Source organism: Acinetobacter sp. Tr-809, assembly GCF_011753255.1.
Taxonomy (GTDB): Bacteria; Pseudomonadota; Gammaproteobacteria; order Pseudomonadales; family Moraxellaceae; genus Acinetobacter.
This window is the reverse complement of the sequence record NZ_VWVZ01000004.1, coordinates 189,953-210,087: the sequence shown is the minus strand read 5'-3', so window position 1 is coordinate 210,087 and position 20,135 is coordinate 189,953. Positions and strand designations below refer to the sequence as shown.

Below are 20,135 nucleotides of genomic sequence, written 5' to 3'. Positions count from 1 at the left end.
GAACATGGCTTTTTAATTAGGCTACGCCCTGTAAGGAGCGCCCACCAGGAAGTTGAGCAAAATATTGTTTCAGCGCATCAATACAGCGATGCACTTTCATTGGATACTGTTCACGCTTAGACGTCAAAGCATGCAAGGTATACGCAGGTAATTGCCAATCTGGTAACACTTCAACTAAAGAACCATTAATCAATTCTTTTTGAATATCCATATATAAAATACGTGCTACGCCATGCCCTTGTTGACATAGTGATTTTGCGACAAAGACATTATTGGTACCTAAACGTGATTTCATATCCACATTGACGACCTCACCACTGGTGCCATGACGAAATGCAAAATGCTGATAACCTTGCATTAACGTGATTGGAAGTAATTCATGGTGACGTAAATCTTCTGGACGTGTAATTGGCTGAGCTTGGTTGAGATAGCTTGGCGAAGCCACCAACACCTGATCGACACGAGCTAAAGGTACAGCTGCTAATTGATGATCATCAACTTTCAGACTCATACGAATTGCAATATCAATACGCTCTTCGATTAAATCAATATAACGGTGATCGGCCTCAAAATGGATTGCCAAGCCTTTGTGCGCTGACATCCAATGCGAAAGTGCAGGAATAACATGTAATGCCCCCAACTCTGGTGTAGTAGCAATACGTAAATCCCCGACAAGGTCATCCCGTAATTCATTGATGCGGATTTTGCCGCGTTCAGCTGCAGCCAACATTTCTTGGCAACTTAAAAAGAATGCCTGTCCTGCTTCAGTGAGACTGAGTTTTCGAGTTGAACGATGGAGTAATGTGACATCCATTTCTTGTTCTAAAGAACGGATTTGTTGACTGACTGCACTGGTTGTAATTCCTAAGTCTCTTGCTGCTCCACTAAAAGAGCTTTTTTCCACAACACAGGCGAAGACCCCCATTGCACGCAATTGATCTAGCATAGACTTCCCTCTTACCTTAATTTATTAATATGCTTATTGTTCTAATGAAAGCAATCTAATTTCAGTATACAAGGAAGTCTATTTACGCACTAGGGGATTATTAATAAATAATTGAAATATTGTTAATAATCTTAAGGTTAATTTGGTAAAACTGTGACTGGATTCACAGGTTTTCCATCTAAGCGGACTTGGAACTCCATCATGACACGTGAAGCACCCGATGACCCCATTTCTGCAATTTTTTGTCCCGCAGTCACAGTATCACCACTCTTCACTAACATTTTGCTGTTATGTGCATAAGCCGTGATATAACCATCGATATGTTTGACTAAAACAAGGTTACCGTACTCTTTTAGACCATCTGCCGCATAGACTACTTGCCCATTTGCTGCTGCGAAGATTGGATCCCCTTCATTACCGCCATAACGTGTTCCTTTTACATTACTCGCCATATTGTAGCTTTGAATAATTGGTCCATTCGATGGTTTCACCCAACGTAAACTCGATGCCAAGGTCGTAGATGGATTCACAGGTACAACTGGAACAACAGGTCTCGGCACGACAGGTTGTGTTTTTGGGGCAACAGGCTGCTGAGTCGGCAGGTTAATACTTTGACGTTGAATTGGTGTAGTTTGTGTCATTGCTTGAGTAGAGGTTGTACGCTGAGCTACAGAACCTTTTAGACGTAAAGACTGATTGACGTAAATTCGATAAGGTGCCGCAATACCATTCAGCGCTGCAACATCCAAGTAATTTAACCCGTAACGATTCGAAATCGCACTTAAAGTATCACCAGAGCGAACCGTATAATAGTTTGGTGCTTGCACATAACGCGTCCCACCATTGACTTGCGGTTTAGATGCACAACCCGTCATAACTGCCACTGTTGCAACCGCCATAGACAAAACGATTGTTTTAATCATTTTCTGTGATAGAAAAACTGAGACATGGTTTAAGTGCATCTTCGCCCTCATCGAAAAAAACCTTAATTCATTATTACATTTGCGCCTAAGAGTACCAAAAAAGTGAGAAAAAACGAGTTCTCACTTTCTATATTCACAAAGTTATAACATTCATACGGCTAACCATTTACATGAGCATGTAAATTTTCAAGCACGGCATAATTGGTTGCATCCATCTGGATTGGTGTAATGCTGACATAACCATTCGAAACAGCAAAGAAGTCAGATTGAATCTCACTCGACATTGCCTGCGGTTCTGTAATTGCCTCACCCGCCAACCCTATCCAGTAGACTTGACGACCTCGCGGATCAACATGGCTACTAATTGGCTTCGATTGTGCACGGCGTCCTTGGTAGGTCACCTGCGCCCCTTTAATCTGTTCGACATCTGGAATGTTGATATTAAAGATATGACGAGGCGGCAAAACAGGAAGTCCTTTCGCGATAAAATCATGCACCCATTGCGCTGCCACTGCATAATGCTGTGGGTGTTCATAAGCACGTACGTTTGATCCAGCTAAAGAAACTGCAATCGCAGGATGCTTCATCAAGCGCCCTTCAAAAGCTGCGCCCACTGTACCTGAATATAAAACGTCATCACCAAGATTTGCACCACTATTGATACCGCTGACCACTAAATCAAATTCGAAATCAAATAGCCCATTCATAGATAAATAGACGCAGTCCGCAGGCGTTCCATTGACTGCCCAGACATCTTCAGAAATTTGTATAGGACGCAAAGGGCGATCAAGTGTCAAAGCACTCGAATAACCACTTCGCTCACTTTCTGGCGCCACTACAACCACTCGACCTAAAGGTCTTAACGCTTGCGCTAAAGCTTGTAGTCCAGGTGCAAATACACCATCATCATTTGCGATCAAAATATTCACTAGAATCTATTCTCTATTAGGACTGTAGGTATTTTCGGCCATAGCATCTATTAAATAAAGGCTAAAATACTTCAAATTAAGGCATGAAACTTAGGCAGTGGAGACACACCTGTCAAGTTTAACCTTAACCGAGTGAGTACAAAACACAGAATTCATTTTATATAGATCAAAAAATCAGGGGCGAGTCGCACATAATTTATACTCTAAGCATCAATAACCATGTCAATAAAGCGAGATTACTCAACAGTTTTTCCATTTGAATTATTCCTTAAATTATATATATTTATGACTTCATCGTATTAGAAATTTATACAACCATGAGACATTTATCTAATTTCATTCGAATTTTTGGGGTGAGTTTCACACTTTTAGCAGCACCCAATGTTTTTGCTGATGAAGCGGTTTCTGTAAAAGAAGCAGATGCATTGATTAAAGATGATATCGCTAATGCACAAGTGCTTGTCGAAATGTGTCCTAACTTGATTGGTAAAAATGCTAAATTTGACCAAAACATCAAAAAAATGATCGGTTCATATTTAAGTAATTATTCTGACAAATCTGCTTCTTTAGACAGCTTACAGAAAGATACTGAATTTAAATCTTTGCTAAAAGATGCACGTGAAGCAGCATCAGAAGTGGATAAAGCTGAACAAAAATCAGTATGTGATGAAGTCCTTAACTTTGAAGGTTAATCACTGGTAAAATCCAATGTGGTTTTAAATATCAAGTCGTTTAAAACCACATCCTACTTAAACCTACCCATAAAAATAAAGTTGACGCCTTTCAAAACATAGCTACCAAGCATCGGGCTCACGCACCATATGGATGATATTGGCTGGACTAAGAATCCCCCAAAATCCTTCTGATAAAGGCTCAATTGCATCACAACGAACCACACCTGCTACGTTCAAATATTCAGCAGCTTCTGAGAAATTAGGTGTTATTGCTTCTGCGCTTATAGATATTTTATGTTTTCTCGCATTGTTATTTATGCTGCTCATTCAGAATACTGCTCTTGCAGCTTCATCTATTCTTATCGTAATACTAAAATTAGATTGATCTATTTTAAATCTTTTAGCTACAAGACCACATTCAAGTGAGGCATAATTTCATTAAAGCACTGTGGTGTTTCATATTCTGAAAATTTAAAGCCACACTTTCTCCACTGTTCCTACAGCAAACATACATTTTTTAACATGCTTTTATGCTATAAGTTATTCAAATTCTTTAAGTCTTGTTCTGAGTTTGATTTATTATGCAGAAAAATGTTTTTAAAACACTAGGTTTATCATTTCTCATTGCTTCTAGCGCTTTAGCTCCTACAGCATTTGCGGCAGATAAAAAATCTACGGAAGCAGAAAAGATTGAGGTGACCCCAACTTCAGATAGCGTAACTAAACAAGAACTTGCTGCAATCTATGTTCTTTCTGAAATTTGCCCAAGTTTAATTGGCAAGGATTTAAAATTTAATAAAGCCTATGACAACCTCGTTAAAGCATATTTAAATAATGAATCTAATGCCGTTGAAAGCCTCAATAAACGCGTCAAAGGCAAAGACTTTCAAGAAGCATTAAAAGAAGCACGCGCTGATGCAAAAGCAGCTTCTGATGATGATAACCGTCAGATTTGCGATGATGTTCGTAATTATTATTCAAAATAATCCGATCAATTAAGCTTCAGGTTACAATACTGTATGAAAAAGCCGATTTCCCCCGTAGAAGTCGGCTTTGCTTTATCCTAAAATGCTAGGCTCGTCTGCTTCATACAAGATATTGGAACCACCTAGAATGACTCAAAAAAGCGCTCTTGCTGCATTACTCCTTTTGCCAAGCTTTTCATATGCAGCAACTGTCCTATCAGCTCCACCAGAATTAAATAATAAATCCTATGTATTGATGGATTACGAGACTGGACAGATTCTCGCTGCTAAAAACGAAAATGAAAAACTTGCACCTGCCTCAATGACAAAAATGATGACAAGCTACATCATTGAGCAGAAACTATTAAAGGGTGAATTGACTGAAAACGAACAAGTACGCATGAACGAATCTGCGTGGTGTCGTGGTAGCAGTTCTGAATCATGTATGTATGTTCCATTAAATGGCACAGCAACAGTTTTAGAAATGTTACGTGGTATTATTATCCAATCAGGTAATGATGCTTCTAAAGCAATGGCTGAGCATATCGCGGGCAATGAAGGTACCTTCGCCCACATGATGAACCAAGAAGCAAAACGTGTTGGTATGGTGAATACACATTTCATTAACTCAACAGGGATGCCAGCTGAAGGTCATTACTCAACTGCAAAAGATATGGCCGTACTGGCACAGCATATTATTAAAGATAGTTCTAAATACTATCCAATTTATTCAGAAAAAGAATTTTCTTTTAACGGCATTAAGCAAGGTAACCGTAATGCCCTACTTTATACTGATCCAAGCGTAGATGGCTTAAAAACGGGCCATACTGACGAAGCTGGTTTCTGTCTGACTACATCAAGTAAACGTGGACCAATGCGTTTGATCTCGGTGATCTTCGGCACACCAAGTATGAATGAACGTGCCAATCAAACACGTACATTATTGGCTTGGGGCTTTGCAAACTTTGAAACTGCAAACGTTCAACCTGCTAATCAAGTTCTTGCTAAAGCAAAAGTATGGTTTGGTAAACAAGATGAAGTTCAAATCGGTTTAGCTGAAAACTTCAATGTCACCATGCCTAAAGGCCAAGCAGACAAAATCAAAACTCAGCTTGTGGTTCAACCGAAACTCAATGCACCTTTAGCAAAAGGTCAAGTGGTTGGTAAATTAGTGGCAAGTCTTGACGGTAAAGTGATCGCTGAAAAACCACTAGTTGCTTTAAAACCTGTTGAAGAAGCTGGTTTCTTTGCTCGTATGATTGATCATATCAAAATGTTCTTTAGCAACTTATTCTAATTTTTAGACATCAGTTGATTAAGCATTCATGCTCTTGGGTATGAATGCTTTTTTATTTTATAATTACTCTAAATTTTCCAATCGAAAACCACTATGCCAAAGAACATTCGCCCCTATTTAGATCAGAAACCTGATGTTGATTCAAGCTGCTACGTGGATGAAATGTCAGTTGTAGTTGGTGATGTCAAATTAGCAGAGAATGTTTCAGTTTGGCCTTTTGCCGTCATTCGCGGTGATGTAAATTCAATTCAGATTGGCAAAAATAGTAATGTACAAGATCACTGTATGTTGCATGTCAGTCATAAGAATCAATCTAAACCGAATGGCTCTCCACTGCTCATTGGTGAAGATGTGACCGTTGGGCATCATGTGACTTTGCATGGTTGTACCATTGGAAATCGCGTCTTGATCGGGATCAATACCGTTGTTTTAGATGACGTGATCATTGAAGATGATGTGATGATTGGCGCAGGTAGTCTTGTTCCACCACGTAAGGTTTTAAAAAGCGGTTATCTCTATGTCGGCAGCCCAGTACAGCAAGTTCGTGCACTGACTGAAAAAGAAATGGAGTTTCTACCTTACTCGGCACGTCACTATGTGAAAGTGAAGGATAATTATTTAGATCAAATAGATTGTTAATCATAAACATCATAATGATGACTGATCTATGAAGTAAAAATTAGAGAGCAAAATATGAATATAACAATTGCTCTCTAAATATCAAAATTAAAAAGTGGTACCTAATATGGAAAACAAAAAGAAGCTTATTTTAACTTTGTTTTTAAGTACAACCTTGCTCGTTACAACTAACCTATTCGCAGGTAATTCTAAAGAAATAAGAGCGTTAGCATTACAAGACTTTGATTTAGGAGTAACTTATCTACTAGGTCAAAATGTACCTCAAGATTATATGCGGGCTATTGGGCTATTTCAAAAATCAGCCGATCTAGGCCTTGCTGAAGCACAACATAATTTAGGTGTTATTTATGCAAAAGGTCTGGGCGTAGCTCAAAATTACCCGCTTGCTGCAGAATGGTATCAAAAGTCAGCTCATCAAGGATATAAGGAGGCTCAATTTTCATTAGGAGCTCTATATGCTGAAGGTTTAGGCGTTCCTCAAGATTATAAGCGCGCAGAAAAGTTATATAGAAAAGCTGCTACTCGCCTAGATTTAGCTCAATTTGCTCTAGGCCAAATGTATCATTTTGGGAAAGGAGTTCAGCCGAATTATGCGATAGCAAAAGGGTGGTACACCCGAGCAGCAAAGCAAGGATTCGCATTAGCTCAAACAAAATTAGGTTTGTTATATGCTACAGGCAAAGGTGTTCCTCAAAATTATACCATCGCTAATGAATGGTGGTTAAAAGCAGCCGACCAAGGAGATGCCGAAGCTCAAAATAATTTGGGCTATTCATATGCAAATGGCTTTGGTGTTCCTAAAGATACTAATATTGCAAGACAATGGTATCTAAAAGCGATTGCTCAAGGGGATAAAACAGCTCAAATTAATCTACATAATTTAGAATAATATTAACCTTATTTTTTTAATTAATTATATTAAATAGTTCAGGAGTTTATATGAGCAAAAAAATAACCTATTTATGTTTTTCTATATGGAGTTGTCTTTTTTTATCAGCTTGTAATAAAACAACATTGGATAAAGATACTTTAGATGACTCTTCTAGCACCCCATCACTTAACCCAGTTTTTAATTCCATAGTAAATGATATAGAAAACCGAGAAATTTTTAGAAATAATTTACAGAAATGCCCAGCGAGCTCCTCTCCCATAATACAAATATTGCTTGCGAGTGCTTCTAACAGCACAACAAATATTTGCGAAGATAATCCATCAAAATGTTATGAATTATGTTTAAAAAATGACGCCATTGCTTGTTACTTTTCAGCCTTATCATTACAAGAAGCGAATTATAAACTTCCAGCCGAACAATTATTTCAAAGAAGTTGTGAGCTAGGGGTCGCCTCTGGTTGTACCAACAGGGCTGCTGGAATGTTGAGTTTCACAGAACAATTAACTGCTGAACAAAAAAAGTGTATTTTTTCAACATTTGAAAAAACTTGTGACTGGCGTGATCCTTGGGGATGCACCATGTTCGCAAACCAATTAATTTCTGAGGAAAATACTGAACCTAACTATAAAAAAGCTTTAAATGTTCTCAATTATAGTTGTAAATATGGAAATGCTGATCCAGCATGCCAATCAGCAAAAGAACTACGAAAATTTATTAATAGTAAAATTAAACCTGAATAAAAGCCATTGGCGGTTAAATCTATCATTCAGCCACCATAGCCAAAAACTCTCAAATTTTGTAGAATACGTTTTTTAAAACCATGGTGCTTTCTATGACCGCTTGGACACCTCATGTCACTGTCGCCACTGTTGTCGAAAAAGACGGACGTTTTCTGTTTGTTGAAGAACACAGCGAAGGCTTTGTACATACCGTGTTTAATCAACCTGCGGGACATGTAGAATGCGATGAGACCATCATTCAAGCAGCCATCCGTGAGACCTTAGAAGAAACAGGTCATCACATTGAAATTGATCATTTGCTCGGTATCTATACCTATACCCCACCGATGTTTCCTGACCGCACTTATTACCGTTTTTGCTTCTTGGCACATGTGACGGCAGTTGAAGAAAATGCGCAGCTGGATACAGGTATTGTTGGTGCAGTATGGATGAACTTGGATGAGCTACAAGAAACAGCACGTGCGCGTAGCCCACTGGTTTTAAAAGCTGTTGAAGATGCCCTTGCTGGCAAAAAATATCCCTTATCGCTTATTTATGAGCACCCTTTTTCTCCCTCATTAACTTCTCATTTGGACGCTTAATTAGATGCAACAACGTGTCATCGTCGGTATGTCTGGTGGTGTAGACTCCTCTGTTTCTGCCGCATTATTACTTCAACAAGGATATCAAGTTGAAGGTCTTTTCATGAAAAACTGGGAAGAAGATGATGGTACGGAATACTGCACAGCACTGGAAGACTTGGCAGATGCTCAAGCCGTTGCAGATAAAATTGGCATCAAGCTACACACTGCCAACTTTGCAATGGAATATTGGGATCGTGTATTTGAGCACTTCTTAGCTGAATATGCTGCAGGTCGTACCCCAAACCCAGATATTCTGTGTAATAAAGAAATTAAATTCCGCGCCTTCCTCGATCACGCGATGACCTTAGGTGCAGACTTTATTGCCACAGGTCACTATGCACGTCGTGGTGCAAGCACACAAAACTCGCGTGGCGAGACTTATGCCCCATTGCTCCGTGGTGTCGATAATAATAAAGACCAAACCTATTTTCTACATGCGGTACATGGTCGTGAAATTAACAAAACCCTGTTCCCTGTGGGGGAAATTGAAAAGCCAGAAGTTCGTCGTATTGCAGAACAACTTGATTTAGCAACAGCGAAGAAAAAAGACTCAACTGGTATTTGTTTTATTGGTGAACGTCGCTTTACCGACTTCCTTAAACAATACTTACCTGCACAAGCTGGAAAAATTGTTTTGGAATCTGGTAAAGAAGTTGGTGAACATCATGGCTTGATGTACTATACGCTGGGTCAACGCGGTGGTATTGGTATTGGTGGTATGAAAGGTGTACAAGAAGGTGCATGGTTCGTATTACATAAAGATATTGCCAATAACCGACTGGTGATTGGTCAAGGACATGAACATCCATTGATGCAAAGTACACAACTTTGGAGCGAGTCAATTGATTGGGTTGCAGGTGAACAGGACATTCCATCGGCTGGATTCCGCTGCACAGCGAAAACTCGTTATCGTCAGCCCGATCAAGCGTGTACAATCTATCGCGATGAACAGACTGAAAATGGAATTCGTGTTGAGTTTGACGAGCCACAGAGAGCTGTGACTCCAGGACAAAGTGTAGTGTTCTACTCCAGTGAGGTCTGCTTAGGTGGTGGTGTCATTCATCATACCAATGCACCTGAACCAGATTTTATTTAAGGAAATTGGGAAGCGAAGCATGGTCGAGTTACCCTTTCAGCACACTCAAGCGTTGAATGTTAGACAAAACCGTGCTCTAGCATTGGCTGCAGTCTTTCAGGCAACACAGCTGACACATATGACCGCAATGGCGGGACAGCAAAGCATTGGCGATAGTGGTAATTTCTATTTTGAGTTATTGATTAAAGCCAGCCTGAATATACGTCCTAGCGCCAACAATGCCACTCAAACCTTAGATTTTTTTAATCAACTTGCAGACATTTCACTCGGTTTAAAAACATTAGAAGGCTGTATTACCCAGCCTTTTAATACTGCACCGAAATCCCGTGTTCCGAAGATGTCCACTGCCAAACTGCCAATGTCCTATGCGATGGCCTTATTGCAGTTGGAAAAGAAAGTCTACAGCAACCCCGAATACGTCAAAATCATAGAAAGCTCACAACAAAAAATCTTAAAACAGCTTTCCTTTTTCGATAATAACTATTTACACCCAAGCATCATTGCCAACCTCGCACAAACCTATGTAGAAACTGCAGGACAAATCAATCCGCGTATTCTGGTTCGTGGTAATGCCGAAGCATTTAAAGACATCAATCATACCAACCGTATTCGTGCATGCTTATTTACGGGCTTACAGCTTGCACATTTATGGAAGCAGCTCGGTGGTAGCTCTTGGAGTATGATCTTTAGTAAACGCAAATTATTGCAAGATATTCAAGCTCTCGCTCGTTTGCAGTATCAGGTGGTATAGACCGATGCGACAAACGAATTTATTTTTTATACCGTTTTACAACCTCTCTAAATCTCTCCTATAAGGAGAGACTTTAATTTAAGGAATCTGTATGAATGCTTTAACCGCACTCTCACCACTTGATGGTCGTTACGCTAGCAAATGCGATGCCCTACGTCCTTTTTTGTCTGAGTTTGGTTTAATCCACGCTCGTGTCACGGTTGAAGTGCGTTGGTTACAAGCACTTGCAAATCGTGCAGAAATCATCGAAGTTGCGCCGTTTTCAAATGAAACCAATGCCGCTTTAGATGCAATCGTTTCAAACTTCTCTGAAGAAGATGCAAACCGCATTAAAGAAATCGAACGCACTACAAACCACGATGTAAAAGCGGTTGAATATTTCCTTAAAGAAAAAATTGCCAACATTGATGAATTACAAAATGCAGGTGAATTCATTCACTTTGCTTGTACTTCTGAAGACATCAATAACTTGTCTCATGCGCTTATGCTGAAAAATGGCCGTGAAGTTTTAGTTTCAAGCATGAAGCAACTTCTCAATGCAATTTCAGCTTTGGCAACAACGCATGCTGAACAACCGATGTTGTCTCGTACGCACGGTCAAACAGCAAGCCCAACTACGTTGGGTAAAGAGATGGCAAACGTTGCTTATCGTTTAGCACGTCAAATCAAGCAATTTGAAAATGTTGAGTTACTCGGCAAAATCAATGGTGCTGTAGGTAACTATAACGCTCACCTTTCTGCATACCCAGAAATTGATTGGGCTGCACATGCACAAGCATTTGTTGAATCTTTAGGTCTAAGCTTCAACCCATACACCACACAAATCGAGCCACATGATTATATGGCTGAATTGTTTGATGCTTTACGTCGCTACAACACCATCTTGATCGACTTTAACCGTGACGTATGGGGTTATATTTCGCTTGGTTACTTCAAACAAAAGTTAAAAGATGGCGAAGTTGGTTCTTCGACTATGCCACACAAAGTAAACCCGATTGACTTCGAAAACTCAGAAGGTAACTTGGGTATTGCCAATGCTGTTTTAGGTCACTTAGGTGAAAAACTTCCAGTTTCTCGTTGGCAGCGTGACTTAACTGACTCAACTGTATTACGTAATATGGGTGTTGGTTTTGCTCAAAGCTTAATTGCTTTTGATGCTTGCTTAAAAGGTGTTGGTAAACTTGAACTCAATGCTGCTCGTTTAAATGAAGATTTAAACCAAGCACAAGAAGTTCTTGCAGAGCCAATCCAGACTGTTATGCGTCGTTATAACGTTGAAAAGCCATACGAGAAATTAAAAGCACTTACTCGTGGTCAAGCAATGACACGTGAAATGATGGTGAACTTCGTCAATGGTGATGAACTTGCACAAGTGCCAGCAGACGAACGTGCTCGTCTAGCTGAGTTAACACCTGCAACTTATACTGGTAATGCAGCTGAACAAGCAAAACAAATCAATGATTTGATCAGCAAGATCTAAAACTGATTGGCTTAAAAAAGCAGAGCTTCGGCTCTGCTTTTTATTTGTAATTTTTTGATTCCAATATTACTTCCGTTGAATTATTCTCTTTTCCTCCTTCAACTCCTCTGGCGTACAGTATCTTGGGACAACCTTCATAGCTTTTACATCAAAATATTCATCACATACCTCCTTACCAGTTTCATCTTTGCTTCTATATAATTGTTTTTTTTGCTCTTCGGTCATCGAATCTAAATAATTATAAAAATACATGTGATCAATCACTTCGGGATCATTAAAACTGGTACTTAACTCAATTCCAAATGATTCACCTTTTTGATTTTCATTACAATCTGCCGTAAGGTTGTAGCTCACCCGTGTTTTTGAATGGAATTTACTTCTAATTTCATCATGCATTGGATAAGCACCGACAAGTACACCATCTACATCAATCGCATCTTTAAATATACTTCTCACTTGTTCCGTATCAAGTTTCTTCAACTCTTCTTCTATTTCTGCATCTGTTTCTTTCTTTATATCGTGCTCTGGTCGTTCTAAACGGAAACGAAAACTATCTATTTGCTTATCATTTTTTCTCTCAACCAATCGCACCCCTATATCATCATAGATATATAAATTGGTTAAGTTAGCTCCATCCGTACTATCCACTTTTCTATAGTTTTTACCCAAGGCTTTAATCCAAGGTTCAACAGTCGAGTTCATATAGAGATCTGTACCATTATAATTAATTGCACAGCCATGAACCTTAAACTGATGTTGTGGATTTAATTTCTTGATAAATCCCTCAGTATCTTCATTAGCCTGTGCAGCTGACTGACCATTACTGCAACTGATACATAAGATAATAGGTAAAAAACTGCATAGAATCTTTTTAGAGTAACTCATAACTTTTTATTGCCAAATACATTTGCTGTATTGCTCACGCTCCTTTACACAAATAATTTATTGAGAAAGGGCTATTTATGAGCATTTTTCTTTTCCTCCTCTAACTCCTCTGGCGTACAGTAACTTGGAACAATTTTCATAGTTTTTACATCCATATAATCACCACAAATTTCTCTACCATTTTCATCAGTTCTACGTCCTAATGCCTTTTTTTGCTCTTCGGTCATCGAATCTAAATAATTATAAAAATACATGTGATCAATCACTTCGGGATCATTAAAACTGGTACTTAACTCGATTCCAAATGATTCACCTTTTTGATTTTCATTACAATCTGCCGTAAGGTTGTAGCTCACCCGTGTTTTTAAATGGAATTTACTTCTAATTTCATCATGCATTGGATAAGCACCGACAAGTACGCCATCTACATCAATCGCGTCTTTAAATATACTTCTCACTTGTTCCGTATCAGGTTTCTTTAGCTCTTCTTCTATTTCTGCATCTGTTTCTTTCTTTATATCGTGCTCTGGTCGTTCTAAACGGAAACGAAAACTATCTATTTGCTTATCATTTTTTCTCTCAACCAATCGCACCCCTATATCATCATAAATATATAAATTGGTTAAGTTAGCTCCATCCGTACTGTCCACTTTTCTATAGTTTTTACCCAAGGCTTTAATCCAAGGTTCAACAGTCGAGTTCATATAGAGATCTGTACCATTATAATTAATTGCACAGCCATGAACCTTAAACTGATGTTGTGGATTTAATTTCTTAACAAACCCTTCACCTTCAGTATCTGCATTAGCCTGAGCAGCTGACTGACCATTACTACAACTGATACATAAGATAATAGGTAAAAAACTGCATAGAATCTTTTTAGAGTAATCTATCATTTTACACCAGTGATGAAGTTTATTGAGAAATCTTCTCTGTATTAAATGCCAAATTGCTGCCACCGTCCTCAACTACTTTTTCCACCAATATCCATGTAGTTTCTACTTCTTCTGAATTCTCAATTGTATCTGGTGTCGTAAAAAGGTCTGGATTAGTTTTAAAACACTGAACCGCTGGAGCTAATTTCCAGTCTTCAGGATGCTTGGCAGACATTTTTGTTTCATGCATCAGAAACTTGCACGCTGAATATGGTTCAGTAGAACGATAAAAACCTGTCACCATAATTGGCTCATCTGTTTTTACACTTATATTAGGATTTAAATAATATTTAGGTAATATTGGAGGATACTCCATACCCACATCTCTTTTATATACATCATTTTTTAATAGATCTTTATAGTCCCATTGCGAGTCATAATAGTCACTTGCAATAAAAGTATTATTTGCTCTTATAAAAACAATATCTTGCTTAGCCTTATACTCAGCAACTGCACCTTTCTCTACTTGTTCCATCCAATCATAGGGATAATCTCTCCCTTGAGCAATCAAATCATTTTTTATACTACTCATTCTCCTTAATATTGGTAAAAAACCATGTTGTAAGTCTTCAAGACCACCTATTAAATGATGTAGTGTACTCTTAAAATTTGGTAATACGATTATTCCCCAGACATAATCGGCTTGATAAGATGGGTGCTGAGCACGGTGAACTCGTGCTAAGTTGGCACTATATTTATCTAACAGCTCTTCAGCATATTGAATCAACTCCTCCCATAACTTTACCGTTTCGTAGTAATACTCATACGAAAGAAATTGTTCCAATAAATAAATTTCTTTTGGAAATAGTTCTAATTTCTGCTGATCAATCATTTAAATTATATAAATCTCAAAGTTTTAAATTCCCCGAAGGGCACTTTAGTTATTCTTCACCATCAAACTGCCAATATACTTCACCCCAGTCAGATTTTATCTCAGGTAAAATTTCACCTTCCTTAAAGTATTGACGAGAATTTTCTTGTGCAACTGTAAACCAATAACCTGTTTTCAGACAAATCTGACCTGAACGTATACTCAGTTTCTCTGTAAAGTTTACATCTGCATGAGCATTTACGTTACCAACATTTTCAATATCAAAGATATAAAATTTTTCTTCTTCCGGAATTGTTCCATCTAGATAACGCTTATCTTCCCAAATTAAATACCATTCGGTAAATTTGGATTGATGTATATCCCCTTCACTATATTTAGGTGCAAGCGTTCCTTGATAAAAATAATTAGGACAGCCTCTCTCCTCATTATCTAGTTTTGCTTCATAAATACCAGTTATCGTTATTTCCTGTTCTGTCTCTATCACAATTGAATCAAAATTCTCATCTACTAGTGATTCACTCACTTGATTTATAATATTTTTCTTATATAAAGGCCAATAAGTTAACTCAAACATCGAATCAAAATTCCATTTTTGAAATAACTTATCCAACCTTTTAGGTAAAAAATATTGTGCATACTTATAATCTGCTGAAACTGTAATCTTAGCTATATCCAACATTTCAGATGCTATAAGAAGTTTTTTAATAGCACCAATATGATAGGGTTCTTCAAAAAGACTACCGTCTCTTCCTCTCATACCCAATTCAATATAAAGCGGATCATTAGCTAAATCTTTTTCATCTCCGTAACGACCAAATATTACACTTTTTATTCCATCTTCAAAAAATAAAGGATATATTTCATTTTTATAGGGTGTTTTAAAAAAAAGCTCTAATGCTTTCTCTTGATCATTCAATACATTTAAATACATGATGTATTGTTTTTCATAGTTTTCACTATACTTTGCTTTAATCTCATCTGTAGGGTTTCTTAAAAAGTGCTCAAAATTACTAACAAATTCAGCATGCATTTCATATATTTTTTTAAAAAAGGAATAGCTTGAATACATTTTATTTAAGTTCACAGCCTGACTTCTAAATATATTAGTTTTCACGTTTATTTTAACTCCTCATTTCGACTATTTGCTCGCCCAGTAGTTGAAGTACTTCTCGCTGTTTGCCCTTGCTGTACTACTTTTTTAGATTGCTCCAATTTCTTTAAATACTCTACAGTTATTGAGTTATCTGTTGGTAAAACAGCATCAGGCCAATGCGTTTTCTTATAACCTTGCGAAAGCTTCTCAATATATTGCTTTATAGGAATGTTACTTGGGTGATAAAAATCAATCACTAGTTGTGTTGCACCACCTGGTAGTAGCAATCCTGTCCCAAGTTTATTTTCTAAATCTACTTGCTCTGCAATTTTTCCTTCCCAAACTTTTAATCCATCCCAATTTTTCGGTACATCTATCCCCATAGCCTTTAACTCATTTACGGTAGGAATCCTCTCCAATTCAATATAAATTCCATTTTTTGACCATTCTGATTTAACAGCACAATCTAACCTCCACTCTGTGCCATTTTTAGGTAGTTTATCCCCCCAAAATAATCCAAAAGGTTTGGGATCAGAGGAATCTAATACTCTGTTAATATTTATTTTTTTTCCTGGCTTAAACGTCTTCGCTTCTATTGCTGCCTTTTCACTAAATGTACTAATAACCCAACTAAGATTTTTCCTTAAATCTGTATAGCCATCTACTGGTTCAAAATGACTCAAAGGTGCAGGTGTATGGCCCTTACTTGCAATCACTTTAGAAGCAGTTGAACTTAAACGGGCTTCTGTTGTCATGACTTTGGTTTGAGTACCACCAATCTTTGCTCCCGCTTCATTCATCTGACGAATGATTTCAGAACGCACTTTATTTAAGGCTTGATCTAACTCTTTGACAGCAGAAGGAATCATCTTGTCCGCAAGACGTCCCAGCTCATCCAATTTTGGCCCCATTGAATTTACATAAATTCTAACGCTTTCAGGTAATGCTTTACCCATTTTTTGATTAATAAAGGCAAAGCCTCCTTTCATACGTGAGAGGCCATTCTTAAATTCAGCTAAAATTTTAGCTTGATACTGAGCAAAATTTAGTTTTTGAATAAACGCTACTGAGTTTCCATAGCCCATTTTTCTTAAAAAAGCGAGAATCGCAGCGGCAACTTCAGCAACTTTAGTTGCATCTTTCATTACAGTAATTAAGAGACGACCTACGCCTTTTAAAATACCGCCAAAAATCGGAATAATAGGTAATAAACATAAGATGATTTTGACCCAATTAATAACTTCCGAAGCTTGTTTCTTGTCATCAGCCATCTTCAATAAGACTGCAACTAAATCTCGTGCCGCCGTTACCTCACCAGCAACTGGAAACATACTTATTGCAGCGTCAGTAAAAATCTGACCTACCGTTGCTTTATCATTAAACTCACCTTGTAGAGCTCCACCAATCCATTTTCCACCACTAACCACACCATCTTTAACTTGTTTAGCACCATCGGCTATTTGATTTCCCGCTTTTTTCGCTCTATTCCAGATATCATTACCAATTTCAATAACGGCAATTTTTTTTTCTGCACTATTCATTTATTCTTTTCCTCTAGTGCTTGCTGATATGATGCTTCAAAATCATCAATTACCCAGGCCGATTTATATTCTGGGTTTTCATCTGCTGTTGCAACAACTTGATATGGTCTTTGATCTTCACCAAAAATAATTCTTCCTTCGCCTTCGGGAGCATCTGTAATATCTGCGATTCCTTTATTATTAACAATTCCAGAATATTGCTGTCCATTGTTATACCTTATTGTGAAGTTAGCACCTTGAACAGGCTCTTGATCATGATATTGTAGTAATAGTTGTTTTCTGATTTCATTTGGCATTAGAGGGATATCCATAGGAACTTTCGCCCCACCCATAAACAAATGCTGCCCCGCCTTCGCCTCAAACTTGCCACCTGTGGTTGGGAAAATACCTGAACCATTCAGCTTGATCTGAGAACCACCCGCAGTAATCACAATTTCTTTCGGACTGGCAATCTCAATACGATCTTCAGTTGAAATAATCTGAATCCCTTGCTTGGCAAGTAAATCCATACCATCCGACTGAGCATGCGCTTCAAATTTACCTTTAGCAGCCACCTGTTTAATCCCATTCTGCGCTGCAAACACACTGATTCTGTTTTGCGCATGCGTAATCAGATTTTTCTGTGTGCTTAGATTGATACTGTCGCTCGCAAACTGGTTAATCTGTCCATCTGTAGAAACATGAATATCTTCACTGGTACTTAGACCGATCCCTACAGGTGAGCTTAATAGCAATAAGGCTTTATTAAATTTAGCAATTTTTCCTTCAATCTGTTCTGCAAACGCTTTCAATTGTTCAACGGATTCAATCTCATCGGTCTGCTGGTTTTTGGCAACCTCACTCAATGCCTTGGCATTACTCTGGTTGCCTTCAAGCTGTTGCTTGGCAGGTTGAGCATCGAGGTGTTCACCTTGCGCTTGATCCTGTTTGTGCGTTGAAAGTAATAAACCTTCACCTGCCCGCACGGTACCCCATTGATCGGTACGTAGTTCAAAACCTTCACCCCGATCTTCACTTTCTGCTGTTGCTTTAGGGTGACTCAGTTTACCGAGATTGAGTTGACTGGCTGCATGGCTGCTTTGTAGTTGTGCACTGATCTGCCCTGTGGTGTCATCAAAGCGGAGTTGGTTAAAACCTTCACCTAGATATTCTTTTGACTTGATCCCTGCCAGTTTTTTGGTGTCTGGCAGTTTACCTGCATTGTCGAACTTGGTTGGGCTGCGTTGTGCTTCGTGAATGCGTCCCACTACAAACGGACGGTCAATATTGCCATCAAAGAAGTCGATCACTACGATTTCATCGATACGTGGCAAGAAGCGTGCACCATAGCCTTCACCAGCCCAAGGTGTCAGTACATCGACCCAAGCAGAATCAGTGTCATTGTCATTAGCACCTGCACCACCATCATGGCTATGATCGTCATTGCGGGTAAATAAGAAACGGACTTTGATGCGCCCCCATTCATCCACATGGATTTCTTCACCGCTTGGTCCAACCACTTTGGCGCGTTGTGGTGAAGCAGCTGGACGGTGTTGTAACGGATTAAATTCGGGTACGGTTTTGATATTGCGGCGTTGCAGCGTCAGCTGGTTGGCTTGGCGTTCTTCTGTGTTGCTTTGTTGGGTTGGTTGCCAATTACTTTGTGCTAAGAGTTGATTGATCTGTTGATATAGATCTTTAGGTAAATTATTTTGGTTATAAAAGTTTTTGCCTGTGATCAGGAATTCTTTGTCTGCACCATCATGTTGATCAATTTCAGGGTGTTCAGCTAATTCAAACCAGTAACCGACATGAGTATCGCGGACTGTGGTATTGGCTGTAAATTGCTTTGATTGTAGGTCGTAGTATTGACCGAGATTTTGATTCAGTTTTTCGATCTGTGCATTGCCCGATTGGGTAGCACCGTCTTCACCATTGAGGTCTTGCATCCACGCTGGTGAAAAGTGCCATGCCTGTTCTAATCCTAGACTGGCATTGTCATACTGATCACTGTGCGTATGTGTGCTCTGCACACTGCCTGCACCATCTTCCTGTTCAAGTGCATCTGCTTGCCAGCGTTGTACATGGACGCTGCTGGGTTGTAATGAACGTTGTCCAACCAGACTGGTCATGCTGTCGTATTGTTCAGTGGCACTGCTGCGGTGGTAGCGAATATGTCTGCGATCGAGTGCTTGATACTGGCTATTGTCATCAATCAAACGTAGTTTTTGCGGCTGAATCGCAGCACTACTGAGTGCAACGATTCGCTCAGCTTCGTCAATAAGCCAATTCATCCCTTCACTTCTCATCAAACGGGTGAGAAAGTCATAATCGCTTTCATTAGACTGCATAATAAAGGGACGGACATCATAGTCCTGACTGAGTCCACTTAAATCTAAACTTAAGCTTGATGCAAAGAGTGGACTCTTTTGTTGCCACTCTTTGAAGATGATTTCCACCACATCACGCACGCTCTTGTTCATAAACACGCGGCTGTTACGGCGTTGTTTCCACAGTGCTGTTGGGTCTTCTAAAGTCAGCTTATATAAGGTTAAGCTACCGTCGGATTGTCCTTGTAAGGCTTGAGTGATAATGCCTGTGACACGGGTCAATTGACCTTGATCGGTCACGCTATCTATCGCTGCTTGGCTACCAATAAATTGTTTCAGCGGAATGGTGGCATTGGTCGATAGGCAGATCAATTCTGCCTTAAATCCATCATTCAGTTGATGCTGACCATCAATACGTTGCAGAAAAACCTGCGAATTTAAATTTTGATTAGAAAATTGAATATGAATCGCACGTTTTTGTGCGCTAAGGCCGAGACTTTCTAAAGCTTGAAAGATGTTGTTCAACATTTTTATAGATTTTTTTGCTTAAATTTATGGCATTTTAGCGATAGCAATACACCTCTG

General features: G+C 38.8%; 20 protein-coding genes. 10 read left to right on the top strand and 10 right to left on the bottom strand.

Annotated features, from left to right (window positions below):
• Window positions 1–16: 16 nt before the first annotated feature.
• The 3 genes from F3J02_RS10830 to surE all read right to left on the bottom strand — a co-directional run bounded on the left by F3J02_RS10830 (window position 17) and on the right by surE (window position 2,798).
• Window positions 17–946, bottom strand: a complete 930-nt coding sequence (locus tag F3J02_RS10830; protein WP_004808267.1) for a LysR family transcriptional regulator — start codon at window positions 944–946, stop codon at window positions 17–19.
• A gap of 137 nt (window positions 947–1,083) precedes the next feature.
• Complete coding sequence (locus F3J02_RS10825) at window positions 1,084–1,908, bottom strand: peptidoglycan DD-metalloendopeptidase family protein (protein ID WP_167249199.1); 825 nt, start codon at window positions 1,906–1,908, stop codon at window positions 1,084–1,086.
• Between the two features lie 119 nt (window positions 1,909–2,027).
• The gene (surE, locus tag F3J02_RS10820) at window positions 2,028–2,798 is read right to left on the bottom strand and encodes a 5'/3'-nucleotidase SurE (protein WP_167249197.1); all 771 of its coding nucleotides are present in this window, start codon (window positions 2,796–2,798) and stop codon (window positions 2,028–2,030) included.
• Window positions 2,799–3,115: 317 nt separating this feature from the next.
• On the opposite strand from surE, the gene F3J02_RS10815 reads away from it, so the two are divergent.
• A complete protein-coding gene (locus F3J02_RS10815) occupies window positions 3,116–3,490 on the top strand; it encodes an MCR_0457 family protein (RefSeq protein WP_167249195.1) in 375 nt (124 codons plus the stop codon).
• A 102-nt stretch (window positions 3,491–3,592) separates the two neighbouring features.
• On the opposite strand, the gene F3J02_RS10810 is transcribed toward F3J02_RS10815, so the two are convergent.
• The gene (locus F3J02_RS10810; RefSeq protein ID WP_167248865.1) at window positions 3,593–3,799 is read right to left on the bottom strand and encodes a hypothetical protein; all 207 of its coding nucleotides are present in this window, start codon (window positions 3,797–3,799) and stop codon (window positions 3,593–3,595) included.
• 254 nt (window positions 3,800–4,053) lie between these two features.
• On the opposite strand from F3J02_RS10810, the gene F3J02_RS10805 reads away from it, so the two are divergent.
• The 9 genes from F3J02_RS10805 to purB all read left to right on the top strand — a co-directional run bounded on the left by F3J02_RS10805 (window position 4,054) and on the right by purB (window position 11,955).
• The gene (locus F3J02_RS10805; protein WP_167249193.1) at window positions 4,054–4,458 is read left to right on the top strand and encodes an MCR_0457 family protein; all 405 of its coding nucleotides are present in this window, start codon (window positions 4,054–4,056) and stop codon (window positions 4,456–4,458) included.
• A 127-nt stretch (window positions 4,459–4,585) separates the two neighbouring features.
• The gene (gene dacC / locus F3J02_RS10800; protein ID WP_167249191.1) at window positions 4,586–5,734 is read left to right on the top strand and encodes a D-alanyl-D-alanine carboxypeptidase PBP5/6; all 1,149 of its coding nucleotides are present in this window, start codon (window positions 4,586–4,588) and stop codon (window positions 5,732–5,734) included.
• Window positions 5,735–5,827: 93 nt separating this feature from the next.
• Window positions 5,828–6,373, top strand: a complete 546-nt coding sequence (locus tag F3J02_RS10795; RefSeq protein WP_167249188.1) for a gamma carbonic anhydrase family protein — start codon at window positions 5,828–5,830, stop codon at window positions 6,371–6,373.
• Window positions 6,374–6,479: 106 nt separating this feature from the next.
• Window positions 6,480–7,262, top strand: coding sequence for a tetratricopeptide repeat protein (locus F3J02_RS10790; protein WP_167249186.1), 783 nt, complete (start codon window positions 6,480–6,482; stop codon window positions 7,260–7,262).
• 50 nt (window positions 7,263–7,312) lie between these two features.
• Window positions 7,313–8,005: a sel1 repeat family protein gene (locus F3J02_RS10785; protein WP_167249184.1), complete on the top strand. Its 693-nt coding sequence runs from the start codon at window positions 7,313–7,315 to the stop codon at window positions 8,003–8,005.
• Between the two features lie 92 nt (window positions 8,006–8,097).
• Window positions 8,098–8,586 (top strand): NUDIX hydrolase, encoded by a 489-nt coding sequence (locus tag F3J02_RS10780; RefSeq protein ID WP_167249182.1) that lies wholly within the window; start codon window positions 8,098–8,100, stop codon window positions 8,584–8,586.
• Between the two features lie 4 nt (window positions 8,587–8,590).
• Window positions 8,591–9,724 (top strand): tRNA 2-thiouridine(34) synthase MnmA, encoded by a 1,134-nt coding sequence (gene mnmA / locus F3J02_RS10775; RefSeq protein ID WP_167249180.1) that lies wholly within the window; start codon window positions 8,591–8,593, stop codon window positions 9,722–9,724.
• A 19-nt stretch (window positions 9,725–9,743) separates the two neighbouring features.
• Window positions 9,744–10,475 carry a high frequency lysogenization protein HflD gene (gene hflD / locus F3J02_RS10770; RefSeq protein ID WP_167249178.1) on the top strand — a complete coding sequence of 244 codons (732 nt, stop codon included), beginning with the start codon at window positions 9,744–9,746 and terminating at the stop codon, window positions 10,473–10,475.
• Between the two features lie 91 nt (window positions 10,476–10,566).
• Window positions 10,567–11,955: an adenylosuccinate lyase gene (purB, locus tag F3J02_RS10765; protein WP_005202605.1), complete on the top strand. Its 1,389-nt coding sequence runs from the start codon at window positions 10,567–10,569 to the stop codon at window positions 11,953–11,955.
• Window positions 11,956–12,021: 66 nt separating this feature from the next.
• Here the strand turns inward: purB and F3J02_RS10760 are convergent, their stop codons facing one another.
• From F3J02_RS10760 to F3J02_RS10735, 6 genes are all read right to left on the bottom strand, one after another.
• A complete protein-coding gene (locus tag F3J02_RS10760; RefSeq protein WP_167249176.1) occupies window positions 12,022–12,840 on the bottom strand; it encodes a hypothetical protein in 819 nt (272 codons plus the stop codon).
• 71 nt (window positions 12,841–12,911) lie between these two features.
• Complete coding sequence (locus tag F3J02_RS10755; protein ID WP_167249523.1) at window positions 12,912–13,736, bottom strand: hypothetical protein; 825 nt, start codon at window positions 13,734–13,736, stop codon at window positions 12,912–12,914.
• A 19-nt stretch (window positions 13,737–13,755) separates the two neighbouring features.
• Window positions 13,756–14,607, bottom strand: coding sequence for a hypothetical protein (locus tag F3J02_RS10750; RefSeq protein ID WP_167249174.1), 852 nt, complete (start codon window positions 14,605–14,607; stop codon window positions 13,756–13,758).
• A 49-nt stretch (window positions 14,608–14,656) separates the two neighbouring features.
• Window positions 14,657–15,721 carry an Imm72 family immunity protein gene (locus F3J02_RS10745; protein WP_167249172.1) on the bottom strand — a complete coding sequence of 355 codons (1,065 nt, stop codon included), beginning with the start codon at window positions 15,719–15,721 and terminating at the stop codon, window positions 14,657–14,659.
• Window positions 15,722–15,723: 2 nt separating this feature from the next.
• The gene (locus tag F3J02_RS10740) at window positions 15,724–17,241 is read right to left on the bottom strand and encodes a hypothetical protein (RefSeq protein WP_167249170.1); all 1,518 of its coding nucleotides are present in this window, start codon (window positions 17,239–17,241) and stop codon (window positions 15,724–15,726) included.
• Window positions 17,238–20,078, bottom strand: coding sequence for a type VI secretion system Vgr family protein (locus tag F3J02_RS10735; RefSeq protein ID WP_167249168.1), 2,841 nt, complete (start codon window positions 20,076–20,078; stop codon window positions 17,238–17,240). The genes F3J02_RS10740 and F3J02_RS10735 overlap by 4 nt, the downstream gene beginning before the upstream one ends.
• Between the last annotated feature and the right edge of the window lie 57 nt (window positions 20,079–20,135).

Coding starts and splice junctions, on each gene's coding strand:
- F3J02_RS10810 (WP_167248865.1), bottom strand. CDS start 3,799: ATGAGCAGCATAAATAACAATGCGAGAAAACATAAAATATCTATAAGC.
- F3J02_RS10830 (WP_004808267.1), bottom strand. CDS start 946: ATGCTAGATCAATTGCGTGCAATGGGGGTCTTCGCCTGTGTTGTGGAA.
- hflD (WP_167249178.1), top strand. CDS start 9,744: ATGGTCGAGTTACCCTTTCAGCACACTCAAGCGTTGAATGTTAGACAA.
- F3J02_RS10780 (WP_167249182.1), top strand. CDS start 8,098: ATGACCGCTTGGACACCTCATGTCACTGTCGCCACTGTTGTCGAAAAA.
- F3J02_RS10755 (WP_167249523.1), bottom strand. CDS start 13,736: ATGATAGATTACTCTAAAAAGATTCTATGCAGTTTTTTACCTATTATC.
- mnmA (WP_167249180.1), top strand. CDS start 8,591: ATGCAACAACGTGTCATCGTCGGTATGTCTGGTGGTGTAGACTCCTCT.
- dacC (WP_167249191.1), top strand. CDS start 4,586: ATGACTCAAAAAAGCGCTCTTGCTGCATTACTCCTTTTGCCAAGCTTT.
- F3J02_RS10790 (WP_167249186.1), top strand. CDS start 6,480: ATGGAAAACAAAAAGAAGCTTATTTTAACTTTGTTTTTAAGTACAACC.
- F3J02_RS10740 (WP_167249170.1), bottom strand. CDS start 17,241: ATGAATAGTGCAGAAAAAAAAATTGCCGTTATTGAAATTGGTAATGAT.
- F3J02_RS10750 (WP_167249174.1), bottom strand. CDS start 14,607: ATGATTGATCAGCAGAAATTAGAACTATTTCCAAAAGAAATTTATTTA.
- F3J02_RS10815 (WP_167249195.1), top strand. CDS start 3,116: ATGAGACATTTATCTAATTTCATTCGAATTTTTGGGGTGAGTTTCACA.
- purB (WP_005202605.1), top strand. CDS start 10,567: ATGAATGCTTTAACCGCACTCTCACCACTTGATGGTCGTTACGCTAGC.
- F3J02_RS10795 (WP_167249188.1), top strand. CDS start 5,828: ATGCCAAAGAACATTCGCCCCTATTTAGATCAGAAACCTGATGTTGAT.
- F3J02_RS10735 (WP_167249168.1), bottom strand. CDS start 20,078: ATGTTGAACAACATCTTTCAAGCTTTAGAAAGTCTCGGCCTTAGCGCA.
- F3J02_RS10805 (WP_167249193.1), top strand. CDS start 4,054: ATGCAGAAAAATGTTTTTAAAACACTAGGTTTATCATTTCTCATTGCT.
- F3J02_RS10760 (WP_167249176.1), bottom strand. CDS start 12,840: ATGAGTTACTCTAAAAAGATTCTATGCAGTTTTTTACCTATTATCTTA.
- F3J02_RS10825 (WP_167249199.1), bottom strand. CDS start 1,908: ATGCACTTAAACCATGTCTCAGTTTTTCTATCACAGAAAATGATTAAA.
- F3J02_RS10785 (WP_167249184.1), top strand. CDS start 7,313: ATGAGCAAAAAAATAACCTATTTATGTTTTTCTATATGGAGTTGTCTT.